Genomic DNA, 14,240 nt, shown 5'->3' with positions numbered 1-14,240 from the left:
GAGTGTCAGTAGATGGACGTCTCTGTCAGGACCGCGTCAACAAGTTGGCCAGAATTCGTCCGTTGCCGGAAACGTCATGTTCGTTAAGCGGACGTTTCACCGATCATCACCGCGACGCCATCCGGGGTCCGGGTGCAGGCCTGATTCGAAGAACGATCGAAGTCGAGCCCGCATACGTCGTGTTCGCACGGCGAGCCGGGTACGAGGTAGCGGCCGTCAGTCGAAATGGCCTCGAACTGTGGCTCGTTCCGAACCGTCCGCGGCCGGGACGTTCGCGGAACGCTGACCGACACAACCGCCACCGGGCGCGGGACGCCCGGCGGCGCGGTCATGGCGGCAGCCGCCGTCGCTCTCTCCGTGCCTTGTCGGCAAGGACCGCCTGAGCGACATGTTCACGACGACGGCGAATGGGGCCGGTCGGCATGCCAGGAACGCCAGAGTGCGGCGTAGGCGCCGTCGGCGGCCACCAGATCGTCATGGGCGCCGAGTTCGGCGATCCGGCCGTCCTCCATGACGGCCACCCGGTCCGCGTCATGAGCCGTCTGCAGGCGGTGCGCGATGGCGATGACGGTCCTGCCCTCGAGGACGGCGGCCAGCGCTCGCTCGGTGTGCCGTGCGGTCCTCGGGTCCAGGAGCGCGGTGGCCTCGTCGAGGATCAACGTGTGGGGGTCGGCCAGCACGACACGTGCCAGCGCGAGTTGCTGGGCCTGCGCGCCGTCCGGGCGGTGTCCGGCATCGCCCAGATCGGTGTCCAGGCCGTCCGGGAGCTCGCCGGCCCACTCGGCGCCGACGGCGGCGAGCGCCGCACGCAGTTCGGCGTCGGTGGCCGACGGCGCCGCGATCCGCAGGTTGTCCCGGACCGTGCCGAGGAACACATGGTGCTCCTGGGTGACGAGGACGACCTGGCGGCGCAACCGGTCGGACGTCAGGCCGGCCACCGGTACCCCGCCCACCGTCACCGATCCGGTGCGCGGCACGTCCACGCCGGCCAGCAGCCTGCCCAGGGTGGTCTTGCCTGCGCCGGACGGGCCGACGATGGCCAGGTGCTCGCCGGGCCGGACCGTCAGATCGACTCCGTGCAGGACGTCGGCGTCGTCGCCCCCGCCACCGTAGGCGTAGTGCACACCGGTCACCGCGATCCGGTCGTCCGCCGGTGTGCGGGAACGGACCGAGGGCACGTGCGGTACCACCCCGATCCCCTCGACCCTGGCGAACGACGCACTGCTGCTCTGCAGTTGTTCGACCCGCTGCAGGATGGTGTCCAGCGGCTGGGAGAGCTGCCGCAGATACAGGGCCGAGGCGACCACCGCGCCCAGGCTCATGGCGCCGTGGCCGTGCAGCACACCACCGATCAGCAGGACACCGGCTACGGGAACCACATAGGAGATGTCCACGGCAGGGAAGAGCACACTGCGCAGGAACAGCGTGCGGGTCCGGGTGCGCCGGCATTCCTCGATCGCCCGGTGACATGCGTCGATACGGCTCTGCTGCAGCCCGAGCGCCTCGACGGTGCGGGCGCCCGCGGCGGTGGCCGCCAACTGCTCAGCCAGTGCCGAGTTGGCGGCGCCCTCGGCGAGGTAGGCGGTGAGCGCCCGGCGCAGGTACCAGCGGACGGCGAACCAGATGCCCAGCAGCCCGAGCACGCCGCAGGCACCGAGCAAGGGGTTGAGCACGAAGACGGCCCCGAGGATGAACAGCGCCTGGACCGCGGCGATCAGCACATCGGGGCCCACGTCGCGGAGGGTGGTGCCGACCGCCGCGACATCCGCGGTGCCGCGGGTCGTCAGGTCACCCGGGCCTGCTCGCTCGACCACCGAGGCGGGCAGCGCCAGTGCGCGGTCGGCGAACTGCTCGCGGACGCGCGCCAGAGTCCGTTCGCCGAATCGGTGTCCGACCAGGCCGGCGTAGCGGGCCAGCAGGAGCTGTGCCAGGGCGAAGACCAGGATGGTGAGCGCGAGCCGGTCCACGGTGCCGGCTCCGCCGCCTGCCCTGACCGCGTCGATGACCCGCCCGAGCAGCCACGGGGCGACGAGTCCGGCACCGGCGGCCAGCGCGTTGAGCGCGAGCAGCGCGGCGAAGGCGCGGCCGTCCTGCCGGACCAGCCGGACCGCCGCCCGACGGATCCGGAACGGTTCGGCGACCGGCAGAGCGCCGGACGGCCGGGACTCTGCCGGGGCAGCGGACGAAGAGGCGGTCATGAGGTGGCCTCCCGGGGCGCGGAGCCGCCGCCGTCGCCCACGGGGACGGAGTCGTCGTCGTCCGCCCCACGGGACACCAGCAGGCGATAACCGGGTTGTCCGTCCAGCAGGTCCCGATGGGAGCCGACGGCCGCGACGGAGCCGTCGACCAGGTAGTACACGGTGTCGGCCCGGTCCAGCACGAGAGGGGAGGTGGTGGTGACGACCGTGGTGCGGCTGGACCGTGCCGTACGCAGCCGGGACGCCATGACTGCCTCGGTGTGAGCATCGACGGCCGAGGTCGGCTCGACCGCCAGGAGAATCTCGGGTTCGGCCAGCAGGGCCCGGGCGAGACGGACACGCTGCCGCTGGCCACCGGAGAGATTGCGGCCCTGGGCGTCGACGAAGGAGCCGAGGCCGTCGGGCAGGCCGCGGACGATGTCCTGGGCCACGGCAGCGTGGACGGCCCGGCGGAGCGCCTCGTCGTCCCGGTCCCGGCTGCCGGAGACGACATCGCGCAGCGTGCCGGCGAACAGGTCGGCCTCGTTGTCCGCGACGAGGATCCGCGCGCGGACCTGGGCCGGATCGATCTCGTCGAGGCGTGCGGTGCCCCAGGTCGCTGCCGACGCGGCAAAGCCGCCGAGACGGTCGATCACCGTCGCGGAGTCCGACGGCCGGGCGCCGACCAGAGCGGTCAGCGTTCCGGGGACCACCTCCACCCCGGACTCAGGATCGTGGAGGACGGAGGGCGAATCGGGCCCGTTCAGAAGTGGTGCAGATGCCTCCCGGACCGTCGAGTCGGGTTCCAGGGACAGGAAGCGGATGACTCTGCGCGCGGCGACCAGACCGCGACTGACGTCGTAGCCGCCCTCGATGAAGAAGGAGACAGGCACGACGAGAACCGCCGTATAGCCGTACACCGCGACAAGTTCGCCGACGGTGAGCTCGCCCTGCGCGGCCATCCGGGCCGCCAGCCAGGTCACAGCACCGAGGAACAGGGTGGGAAGACCGACGCCGAGGGCCTGGATCCAGCTGGTCACCGCCCCGACCCGATAGCCCTCCGCCTGCAGCTCCTGCGAACCGCGCCGGTAGCGTTCGGCGTAGACGTCCTTGCCGCCGATGCCGTTGAGGACACGCAGACCGCCGGCGATGTCGGCGAAACGGGCGGCGAGGCTGCCCTGCCGGTCGCGGTACGCCGACTCGGCTCCCTGAAGCCGGCCCAGCAGCGGGCCGACCAGCACCGCCAGCAGCGGCACGCCCAGCAGCGCCACCGCGGCGAGCAGCGGCGAGACGGTCAACAGAAGTGCGGCCACGACGGCATAGGACAGGACGGCGCCGACTCCGGGCCCGGTGACGGTCAGCGTATCGGCGATCCTGGCGACGTCACCGAACCCGATGGTGACGATCTCGCCGGCCGTGGCCCGGCGTGGCAGCGCCGCGCCCAGCCTGGTCGCGTGGGCGACCACCACCCGCACCGTACGGAAGGCGCCGTCGAGCCGCACCCTGGTCATCGTGCGGTGCCGCATGATGGCCAGCCAGGCGTTGAGCACCCCGACACCCACCAGCGCCGCGACCCAGCCGGCCAGCGCCGAGCGGCCCCCCGCCCGCAGCCCGTCGTCGATGGCGCGCGACAGCAGGTACGGCGGCAGGGTCAGGCAGATCATCCAGGAGCTGCCGAGCAGGGCCCCGGCGACGACGCGGCGCCATTGACGGGTGACCAGCCACCACAGATACCGCCCGGGGCCGCGGAGGTCCGGGGTCTCCCGGTCCGCATACGGGCCGACCGGGTGATCCACGGGCTCAGTCATGTACGCACCCTAGACCGCCGCCGGGGGAGGCCGACGGGGAGACCAACACCCGCGGTCGGTCTCATGCCAGGCTCTCCCGCCAGGCGCGGTGGAGCCCCGCGAACCGCCCTGTCCCGCCGATGAGTTCGGACGGGAAACCGTCCTCCACGATTCGGCCGTGCTCCATGACCAGCACCCGGTCCGCGATCTCCACGGTCGACAGCCGGTGGGCGATCACCACCGCCGTGCGGCCGTGCAGCACCGTGTCCATGGCGCGCTGCACCGCCCGTTCGCCGGGGATGTCGAGGGAGCTCGTCGCCTCGTCGAGAATCAGCACCGCGGGGTCGGCGAGCAGGGCGCGGGCGAAGGCGACCAACTGGCGCTGGCCGGCCGAGATCCGCCCGCCCCTCTTCCGTACGTCCGTGTCGTACCCGTCGGGCAGGCTGCTGATGAAGTCGTGCGCTCCGATCGCCTTCGCCGCCTGCTCGATCTCCTCGGGCGTGGCGTCCGGGCGGCCGATGGCGATGTTCTCGGCGACCGTCCCGGAGAACAGGAACGCTTCCTGGGTCACCATCACCACACCGCGCCGCAGTTCGGGTGTGGCGAGGTCCCGCAGATCGGTCCCGTCCAACAGCACCCGGCCGTCGGTCGGGTCGTAGAACCGGGCCAGCAGTTTCGCGAGCGTCGACTTCCCGGCGCCCGTCGAACCGACCACGGCCACCGTCTGCCCCGCCGGGATCGTCAGGTCGAAGCGCGGCAGCACTTCGCCGCCCGTTCGGTAGGCGAAGCTCACCGAGTCGAAGACGACGTCGCGGCCCGGCTGCCCACCCGTGCGGGCGGGCAGCTCCCGCGGGTTCGCGGCCTCCGGCACGGTGGGGGTCTGGGCCAGCAGGCCTGCGATCTTCTGCAGTGAAGCCGCAGCCGACTGATAGGAGTTGAGGAACATGCCGAGCCGGTCGATCGGGTCGTACAGCCGTCGCAGATAGAGCACGGCCGCCGCGAGCACGCCGAGTGCGAGAGCACCGGAGGCGACTCGGTACGCACCCCACAGCACGATCCCGGCGACCGCCGTGTTGGCGACCAGCCGGGACCCGACGACGTAGCGCGCCATCTCCAGCAGCGCGTCGCCGTTGGTCCGGCAGTGCCGCTGGTTGAGCCCGTCGAACTCGGAGTCGTTGGTGCGCTCGCGACGGAAGGCCTGGACGGGACGGATTCCGTTCATCGTCTCCGCGAACTTCACGATGACCGCCGCGATCGCCGTGGACCGCGCAGCGAAGATCACACCGGCCCGCCGCTGGTAGAGCCGCACCAGCGCATACAGCGGTACGAAGGAGAGGACGGCGACGGCACCGAGATCGAAGTCCAGCCACAGGAGCATCAGTGAGATGGACACGAAGGAGAGCACCACGCCGATGAGTTCCTGCAGACCCTCGCTGAGCAGCTCCCGCAGCGACTCCACATCCGTGGTGGACCGGGAGATCAGCCGGCCCGAGGTGTAGCGCTCATGGAAGTCCACACTGAGCGCCTGCGCATGGCGGAAGATCCGCCCACGGAGATCGAGCAGCACGTCCTGGTTGATCCGGGCGGAGGCCTGGATGAACGCGTACTGCATGCTTCCCGCGGCCGCCGAACACAGTGCGTATCCGATGGCCACGGCGATCAACGGCCCGTAGTCGTCGTCCCGGAACGCCGGCACGCCGCTGTCGATGGCGTACGCGACGAGCAGTGGGCCGGCCTGGACGGCTACCTGCTGGATCAGCAGGAACAGCGCGGCCACCACCACCCGGCTCCTGAGCGGGCCGAGCAGGGACACCAGCAGGGTGCGGGTGGCTCGGTGAGGCGTGGGCAGGTCGTCCCGGTCGAAGGGGTCACCGGTCCCGGCCCCGGCGTCGACGGCGGAGTCGGGTTGCGGATCGGTGGCCTGAGCCGTCGTCCGCGGGCCGCCGCGCCCGGTACCTGTGCCCGCACCCGTGCCCTTCAGGTCGCGGACCTTGATCTCGGTGGCCGCCGTCGTGGCCGCCACCGTGGTGGTGCCCGCGCCGGAGCTCGCAACCGGGTGTGTCGTCGCGGCCGTCGATTCCGGGCCGGGCCCGGGGCGGTTCCCGTCGTCGCCGTCCGTCCCTGTGGGACACCCTGTCGTCGCATCGGTCATCGGGCACTGCCCTCCTCGGCAGGGACGTCCATGGCACGCATGCCGGCGTCGGACATGTATGCGGTACTCGCGTCCGCGGCGGTCGTGTCGTCGGTGAGTTCAGCGGCCACCGAGCTTCCGGCGCCGGACATCAGCCAGGCGTACTCGGCGTTGCTGCGCAGCAGTTCCTGGTGGGTGCCGACCGCGCTGATCCGGCCCTCCGACAGGAGCGCCACCCGGTCGGCGAGCATCACCGTGGACGGCCGGTGTGCGACCACCACGGCCGTGGTCGATTCCAGAACGCGCCGCAGCGCCCCCTCCACCAACGCCTCCGTATGCACATCCAGAGCCGAGAGCGGGTCGTCGAGCACCAGGAAGCGCGGCTTTCCGACGACGGCGCGGGCCAGTGCCAGGCGCTGCCGCTGACCTCCGGAGAGGCTGAGACCCTGCTCGCCGACCTGGGTGTCGAGGCCGTGCGGCAGGTCGTAGACGAAGTCGGCCTGCGCGATCGACAGCGCCCGCCGCAGCTCCTCCTCGCCGGCACCCTCGGCGCCCATGAGAACGTTGTCGCCGACGCTCGCAGAGAAGAGTGTCGGCTCCTCGAACGCCACGGACACCAGCTCACGCAGCCGTTCGCGCGGCAGGGTGGTGATGTCGGTACCGTCCAGCGTGATCCGCCCGGCGGTGACGTCGTGAAGTCGCGGTACGAGCGCGGTGAGCGTCGTCTTCCCGGATCCGGTGGCCCCGACCAGGGCCATCGTCTCGCCGGGGCGGATCCGTAGATCGATCCGGGTGAGTACGGGTACGGACCCGGCCGCTGCGTCCGGGTAGCGGAACTCGACGCCTTCGAAGACCATCCCGCCGTCCGCGGAGGAGTCCACGGCAGACTCCGGGAACGACTTCGCGGACGGCTCCTCGTTCGGCTCCCCGACCGTCTCACGCTCCTCCGCCACGTCCATCACCTCGAAGAACCGCTCGGTCGCCGTGGCCGACTCCTGGCTCATCGCCAGCAGGAAGCCGATCGACTCGACCGGCCACCGCAGCGCCAGCGCCGTCGACAGGAACGCGACGAGCGTGCCCGCCGACAGTCCGCCGTCCGCGACCTGGATCGTGCCGAGCACCAGCGCCGCCCCGATCGCCAGCTCGGGGATGGTGGTGATGAACGCCCAGATGCCGGCCAGCAGCCGTGCCTTGTCGAGCTCCGTGCCGCGCAGCCGCTGCGAGAGGCCGCGGAAGGCCAGGGCCTGGCTGCGGTGCCGGCCGAAACCCTTGATGATGCGGATGCCGAGCACGCTCTCCTCGACCACCGTCGTCAGATCGCCGACCTGGTCCTGGGCCTTGCGCGCCACCACCGCGTACTTCGTCTCGAAGACCGAGCAGAGGATCATCAGCGGCACCACCGGAGCCAGCAGCACCAATCCCAGTGTCCACTGCTGCACCAGCAGAATGATGAAACCGGCCACGATCGTGGTGGCGTTGACCAGCAGGAACGTCAGCGGAAAGGCCAGGAACATGCGCAGCAGCATCAGATCCGTGGTGCCGCGCGACAGCAGCTGACCCGATGGCCAACGGTCGTGGAAGGCCACCGGCAGCCGCTGCAGATGCCGGTACAGGTCGGCCCGCATCGACGCCTCGACGCCCGCCAGCGGGCGTGCCACCAACCATCGCCGCAGCCCGAAGAGCAGCGCCTCGACGATGCCCAGCAACAGCAGGTAGAGCGCGCCGAGCCAGACCCCGCCCGGATCGTGGTGCGCGACCGGGCCGTCCACGATCCACTTCAGTACGAGAGGTATCACCAGGCCGAGGCACGAGGCGACGACCGCCACGGCAGCCGCGCCGAACAGGCGGATCCGTACAGGCTTCACGTAAGGCCACAGCCGCAGCAGGGAGTGGGCGGCGGACCGGTGCTTGGGCTCTACATGGTTTTCGGGCATCAGGGGCGAGCCTACGGTTCACCACTGACATCCCTCATCTGGTTTTCCTCGCAGTCGTACCCGCCATCAACCGATCGGCTGATGCCGTTTCCAGCGCGACGGACGATGCCGCGCGGGCCCGCTCGGCAGGACCCTCGTACCCATGGCCATCATCGAAGTGAACGGGGTGCGCAAGGCCTACGCCGGGCGCCCCGCGGTGGACGGAGTGACCTTCGCCGTCGACGAGGGGGAGATCTTCGGGATCCTCGGCCCCAACGGCGCGGGCAAGACCACGACCGTCGAATGCGTGGAAGGACTACGCGTCCCCGACGCAGGCACGGTCCGGGTCGCCGGACTCGACCCCGTCGCCGACCACGGGCCGGTGACCCGACTGCTGGGAGCCCAGCTCCAGGAGAGCGAGCTGCAGGCCAAGCTCACCGTGCGCGAGGCGCTGGAGCTGCACAGCGCCTTCCATCCGAACCCCGCCGACTGGCGGGCCCTGGCCGAACGGCTCGGTCTCCACACGAAGCTCACCACCCGGTTCGCCAAGCTGTCGGGCGGTCAGAAGCAGCGACTGTCCATCGCCCTCGCGCTGGTCGGCAACCCGCGGGTCGTGGTGCTCGACGAGCTCACCACCGGACTCGACCCACGGGCCCGTCGCGACACCTGGCGACTGATCGAGGAGGTACGGGACAGCGGCGTGACCGTCCTTCTCGTGACCCACTTCATGGAGGAGGCCCAGCGGCTCTGCGACCGGGTCGCCGTGATCGACAAGGGGAAGGTCGTCGCCCTCGACACCCCGTCCGGCCTGATCAGCAGAGCCGGTAGCACCACCGCCATCTCCTTCACCCCCTCGCAGCCCCTCGCCACCGGCGATCTTGCGGAACTCCCCGGAGCGGCGTCGGCCGAGCAGAAGGGGGGCCGGATCGTCATCAACGGCACCGACGAGACCGTCAACGCGGTGATCTCGCTGCTGGCCCGGCACCGCATCACCGCACACCAACTGCGCGTCAGCGAAGCGACCTTGGACGATGCCTTCCTCGACCTCACCGAGACAGAGCCAGAACCCGAAGCGGACAAGGAAACGGCGGTCTGAGATGCCCACCACCTCCCTCACATCGACCTCTCCGGCCTCCGGCAGCCCCTCTGCCGCCGTCCTCAGGTGCGAGACCCGGCTCTTCCTCCGCGAGCCCGGCAGTCTCTTCTGGATCCTCGTGTTTCCCACCGTCCTGATGACGATCCTCGGGCTGGTCCCGTCCTTCCGTCATCCCGACGACGCCCTCGGCGGCCGCCGCGTCATCGACCTGTACGTGCCGGTGGCCGTACTGCTCGCCATGATCATGGCCGGGCTGCAGGCCATGCCGCCCGTCCTCACGGGCTATCGCGAACGAGGCATCCTGCGCCGTATGTCGACCACTCCGGTGCGGCCGTCCGCCCTGCTCACCGCGCAGATCGCGCTCCACGGCGCCGCCGCGCTGGGCTCGGCCGTGCTGGTCGTCGCCGTCGGCCGCATCGCCTTCGACGTGCGGCTGCCCGGTCAGCCCGTCGGCTATCTGCTGGCCCTGCTCCTGGCGACCGCGAGCGTTCTCTCCCTCGGGGCCGTGGTCAGCGCACTCTCCGCCACCACCAAGGTCTCCGCCGCGGTCGGCTCGGTCGTCTACCTCGCGATGATGTTCACGGCGGGGGTCTGGGTACCCGTCCAGGCGATGCCGGGCACCCTCCGCCGGATCGTCCAGTGCACCCCGTTCGGCGCGGCCTCCCAAGCACTGGACAGAGCGGCCTCCGGCGGCTGGCCGAGCTGGACGCATCTGGGGGTGATGGCCCTGTGGACCGCCCTGCTGGCTGCAGCGGCGACCCGTTGGTTCCGGTGGGAGTGACGCGGCCGGGGGCAGGGGCAGACTGACCTCATGGGAACGGGGCGCACCGGCCGGAGCACCGCAGCGGTCACGACGGCCGAGCAGGGGTGGGAACAGTTCTTCCGGTACGGGCCGTACGGTCTGCTCGGGCTGGCCACCGTCGTCTCGGCGATGTCCGCCGACCTCATCATGAGCCGTACCGGGACGTACGTGGCCGGGGCGCTGGTCCCGGTGGCGCTGATGCTCCAGCTCTGGTGGAGCCGGATCCGGCACCGGCCCGCCGGGCGGTCGTGGGCGTCGGTCTACTTCGTGGTGCGCACCGTCCTCGCCTTCGTGCTGACCTGGACCAACCCGTTCTTCTCCATGTTCGCTCTCCTCGGCTACTTCGACGCGGCGCGCCTCCTCTCCAGGCGGACCGCACGCGTCGGGATGCTGGCCACCGCCGTCACCATGGCGGGCTCCCAGTGCGGCAGCGGTTTCCCACCGGACACACTGATGAACTGGACGGCCTTCGGCATCCTGCTGGCCCTGCACAGCACCCTCGTCCTCGTCTTCGCGCAGCTCGACACCCGGCAGGCCGAGCAGGCCCGTACCCAGCTCCACACCATCGACGAACTGGAGTCCGCCAACGCCCGTCTCGAACAGGCCCTGGCGGAGAACGCCGGCCTGCATGCCCAACTCCTCGTCCAGGCCCGCGAGGCGGGGGTCGCCGACGAGCGGAGCCGGCTCGCCGCGGAGATCCACGACACGATCGCCCAGGGGCTGACCGGCATCATCGCCCAGCTCCAGGTGGTCACCTCCACCGCCGAGTCCGATCCTGCGCTGGCCCGCGTACACCTCGACCGCGCCGCCGCGCTCGCCCGCCACAGCCTCGGCGAGGCACGCCGGTCCGTGAGCAATCTGGTCCCCGCCGCACTGGCCCACGACGACCTCCCCGAGGCGCTCGGGAAGACCGTCGCGAGCTGGGCGGAACGTACGGGTGTACGCGCCGAGTGCACGGTCACCGGCACCGCCGAGCCGCTGCACGACGAGGTCGGCGCCACCCTGCTCCGGATCGCGGAGGAAGCCCTCGCCAACGTCGGTCGTCACTCCAGGGCCACCCGGGTCGGCGTCACGCTCTCTTTCATGGGCGACGAAGTCACCCTGGACGTACGGGACGACGGTTGCGGCTTCGACCCGGTCGCCCTGCCGCCGTACCGGGGCTCGGACGGTTTCGGCCTCGGCGGCATGCGGGCCCGCGCCGAACGCATGGCGGGAACCGTCGTGGTGGAGTCGGAACCGGGCAACGGAGCGGCGGTCTGCGCCCGCGTGCCCCTGGTTCCTCAGCGATGAACACCGCACATCCGGGTAACGCGGATCCGAGCAGCGCGTACGGTGGAACCGCCATGGCTGACGGAACCGCACGGACCATCACCCTCATCGTCGTCGACGACCACCCCGTCGTACGGGACGGTCTGCGCGGCATGTTCGAGTCGGCCCCGGGCTTCGCGGTCCTCGGCGAGGCCGCCGACGGCGTCGAGGGAGTCGATCTCGCCGCCCGCCTGGATCCCGATGTCGTCCTGATGGACCTGCGGATGCCGGGCGGTGGCGGAGTCGCGGCAATCGCCGAACTCACCCGGCGCGGTGCCCGCTCCAAGGTGCTCGTCCTCACCACGTACGACACCGACTCCGACACCCTTCAGGCGATCGAGGCGGGAGCCACCGGATACCTGCTCAAGGACGCGCCCCGCGACGAGCTGTTCACCGCGGTCCGCGCCGCCGCCGACGGCCGCACCGTGCTGTCGCCCGCGGTCGCCTCCCGGCTGGTCAGCCGGGTGCGCATGCCCGTGGGCGCCGCCGACCAGTCGCTGTCCGCACGCGAGCGCCAGGTGCTCGAACTCGTCGCCAAGGGCACCTCCAACCGGGAGATCGCCGCCGAACTGTTCATCAGCGAGGCAACGGTGAAGACCCACCTCACGCACATCTTCGGCAAGCTGGGCGCCAAGGACCGTGCCGCGGCCGTCGCGGTCGCCTACGACCGCGGCATCCTCGGCTGAGCTGCCCCCGCCACCCGCCCCATCGCCCCCTCTCACTCCCTGACGCGCAGCAGCAGCACCGCCCTCGCCGGTACCGTCAGTACCTCGTTGCCCCGGTGCACCGTCGCCGGCGCGGTCGACTGGTCCTCCCGCGAGGTGTCCAGCACCAGTTCGTACGCCTGCGCCCACGGCGGCCCGGGCAGCCGGAATCCGATCGGGCGGTCGGCAGCGTGCAGGATCGCCAGGAAGCTGTCGTCGGTGACCTGCTCGCCGCGCGCGTCCCGGCCGGGGATGTCGCGCCCGGAGAGATAGAGACCGACCGTCGCGGCCGGTGCGTACCAGTCCGTCTCCGTCATCTCCTTGCCCTGCCGGGTGAACCACGCCAGATCCCGCAGCCCGTCCGCGGCCTGCGCCCGGCCGGAGAAGAACGCCCGGCGGCGCAGCACCGGATGAGTGTGGCGCAGCGTGAGCAGCCGGGCCGTCAGCTCGGTCAGTTCCCGCCACTGGGGCTGGTCGAGCAGGGACCAGTCCAGCCAGCTCACCTCGTTGTCCTGGCAGTACGCGTTGTTGTTGCCGCCCTGAGTCCGGCCCATCTCGTCGCCCGCGACCAGCATCGGCACCCCGGTCGACAGCAGCAGTGTGGTGATCAGATTGCGCAGCTGGCGGCGGCGCAGCGCGTTGATGCCGGGGTCGTCGGTGCTGCCCTCGGCGCCGCAGTTCCAGGCCCGGTTGTCCGACGTGCCGTCCCGGTTGCCCTCTCCGTTGGCCTCGTTGTGCTTCTGTTCGTAACTGACCAGATCGCGCAGGGTGAAACCGTCGTGCGCGGTGATGAAGTTGACCGAGGCGTACGGCCGCCGGCCGCCCCATGCGTAGAGATCGCTGGATCCGGTCAGCCGGTAGCCCAGATCCCGCACGTCGGGCAGGGCGCCGCGCCAGAAGTCCCGCACGGCGTCCCGGTAGCGGTCGTTCCACTCGGTCCACAGCGGCGGGAACGCACCCACCTGGTAGCCGCCGTTGCCGACGTCCCACGGCTCGGCGATCAGCTTCACCCGGCGCAGCACCGGGTCCTGGGCGATCACCGCGAGGAACGGGGACAGCATGTCGACGTCGTGCATCGAGCGGGCCAGCGCCGCCGCCAGATCGAAGCGGAAGCCGTCGACGCCCATCTCCGTGACCCAGTACCGCAGCGAGTCCGTGATCAGCCGCAGCACGTGGGGCTGCACCACGTGCAGGGTGTTGCCGCACCCGGTGTAGTCGGCGTATCTGCGGGCGTCGGACTGGAGCCGGTAGTAGCCGCGGTTGTCGATGCCGCGCAGCGACAGCATCGGCCCCAGCTCGCTCGCCTCCGCCGTGTGGTTGTAGACCACGTCGAGGATCACCTCGATCCCGGCGTCGTGCAGCGCCCGCACCATCCGTTTGAACTCGCCGACCTGCTGGCCTCCCGTACCGCTCGCCGAGTAGTCCGCGTGCGGGGCGAAGTAGCCGATCGAGTTGTAGCCCCAGTAGTTGTGCAGCCCGCGCCGGAGCAGATGGTCCTCATGGGCGAACTGATGGACCGGCAGCAGTTCCACCGCCGTCACCCCGAGCCGCCGCAGATGGCCGATGGCCGCCGGATGAGCGAGACCGGCGTACGTGCCGCGCAGCTCCTCGGGGATCCCCGGGTGCAGTTTGGTGAATCCGCGCACATGCAGCTCGTAGATGACGGAGTCCGCCCAGGGGGTCTTGGGCCGCCGGTCCTCGGCCCAGTCGTCGTCGTCGTGGACGACGACACCCTTGGGCACGAACGGAGCGGAGTCCCGTTCGTCGCGCACGGTGTCGGCGACGTGCTGCTGCGGCCAGTCCCTCACATGGCCGTACACCTCGGCCGGCAGGGTGAACGAGCCGTCCACGGCCCGTGCGTACGGATCGAGGAGCAGCTTCGCCGCATTCCACCGGGCGCCCGTCCACGGGTCCCAGCGGCCGTGCACCCGGTAGCCGTACCGCTGACCCGGCCGCACGCCCGGCACGAAGCCGTGCCAGACCTCATGGGTCAGCTCGGTCAGCGGAAGGCGCGTCTCGCCCCCCTCCTCGTCGAAGAGGCAGAGCTCGACAGCCTCGGCGCCGGCCGCCCAGAGCGCGAAGTTGGTGCCCGCCACCCCGTCGGGCCCCACCCGGAAGCGGGCCCCGAGCGGCATCGGCGCACCGGGCCACACGGCCGGCTGCCGCTGCCCGCCGGAGGGGACCGGCCCGCTCGCCGGGCCGGTCCCCGCCTCTTCCGCTGTCCGCTCCACCGCCTCCCTGACCGACCCTGGCACTGTCTCCTGCTCGGCTGCGCTCGACACTCTCAGCCTCCCGCGGCTCGTCCGGACCCGGCACCGAAGA

General features: G+C 71.1%; 9 protein-coding genes. 4 read left to right on the top strand and 5 right to left on the bottom strand.

What is annotated here, in order from left to right; translation table 11 throughout:
- Positions 1-392 precede the first annotated feature (392 nt).
- From OG963_RS16410 to OG963_RS16395, 4 genes are all read right to left on the bottom strand, one after another.
- Entirely contained in the window at positions 393-2,198 is a 1,806-nt protein-coding gene (locus tag OG963_RS16410; protein ID WP_093772453.1) for an ABC transporter ATP-binding protein, read from the bottom strand.
- Positions 2,195-3,985, bottom strand: coding sequence for an ABC transporter transmembrane domain-containing protein (locus OG963_RS16405; protein WP_371799196.1), 1,791 nt, complete (start codon positions 3,983-3,985; stop codon positions 2,195-2,197). The genes OG963_RS16410 and OG963_RS16405 overlap by 4 nt, the downstream gene beginning before the upstream one ends.
- A 61-nt stretch (positions 3,986-4,046) precedes the next feature.
- Positions 4,047-6,116, bottom strand: coding sequence for an ABC transporter ATP-binding protein (locus OG963_RS16400; RefSeq protein ID WP_256223396.1), 2,070 nt, complete (start codon positions 6,114-6,116; stop codon positions 4,047-4,049).
- Positions 6,113-8,029 carry an ABC transporter ATP-binding protein gene (locus tag OG963_RS16395; protein WP_371799195.1) on the bottom strand — a complete coding sequence of 639 codons (1,917 nt, stop codon included), beginning with the start codon at positions 8,027-8,029 and terminating at the stop codon, positions 6,113-6,115. Before OG963_RS16395 ends, OG963_RS16400 begins: the two co-directional genes overlap by 4 nt.
- 142 nt (positions 8,030-8,171) lie before the next feature.
- Here OG963_RS16395 and OG963_RS16390 point away from each other — a divergent pair, with 142 nt between their 5' ends.
- The 4 genes from OG963_RS16390 to OG963_RS16375 are packed head-to-tail and all read left to right on the top strand — an operon-like array spanning position 8,172 to position 11,900.
- Positions 8,172-9,104, top strand: coding sequence for an ABC transporter ATP-binding protein (locus OG963_RS16390; RefSeq protein WP_030931056.1), 933 nt, complete (start codon positions 8,172-8,174; stop codon positions 9,102-9,104).
- Between the two features lies 1 nt (position 9,105).
- Positions 9,106-9,885: an ABC transporter permease gene (locus OG963_RS16385; RefSeq protein WP_093772445.1), complete on the top strand. Its 780-nt coding sequence runs from the start codon at positions 9,106-9,108 to the stop codon at positions 9,883-9,885.
- A 30-nt stretch (positions 9,886-9,915) separates the two neighbouring features.
- Positions 9,916-11,196 carry a sensor histidine kinase gene (locus OG963_RS16380; protein ID WP_093772443.1) on the top strand — a complete coding sequence of 427 codons (1,281 nt, stop codon included), beginning with the start codon at positions 9,916-9,918 and terminating at the stop codon, positions 11,194-11,196.
- A 53-nt stretch (positions 11,197-11,249) separates the two neighbouring features.
- Positions 11,250-11,900, top strand: coding sequence for a response regulator transcription factor (locus OG963_RS16375; protein ID WP_030931050.1), 651 nt, complete (start codon positions 11,250-11,252; stop codon positions 11,898-11,900).
- Positions 11,901-11,932: 32 nt separating this feature from the next.
- Here the strand turns inward: OG963_RS16375 and glgX are convergent, their stop codons facing one another.
- Positions 11,933-14,200: a glycogen debranching protein GlgX gene (gene glgX, locus OG963_RS16370; protein ID WP_371799194.1), complete on the bottom strand. Its 2,268-nt coding sequence runs from the start codon at positions 14,198-14,200 to the stop codon at positions 11,933-11,935.
- Positions 14,201-14,240 lie beyond the last annotated feature (40 nt).

Source organism: Streptomyces sp. NBC_01707 (assembly GCF_041438805.1).
Taxonomy (GTDB): domain Bacteria; phylum Actinomycetota; class Actinomycetes; order Streptomycetales; family Streptomycetaceae; genus Streptomyces.
The sequence above is the reverse complement of the archived record's forward strand: the minus strand, read 5'-3'. Positions and strand labels throughout refer to the sequence as shown.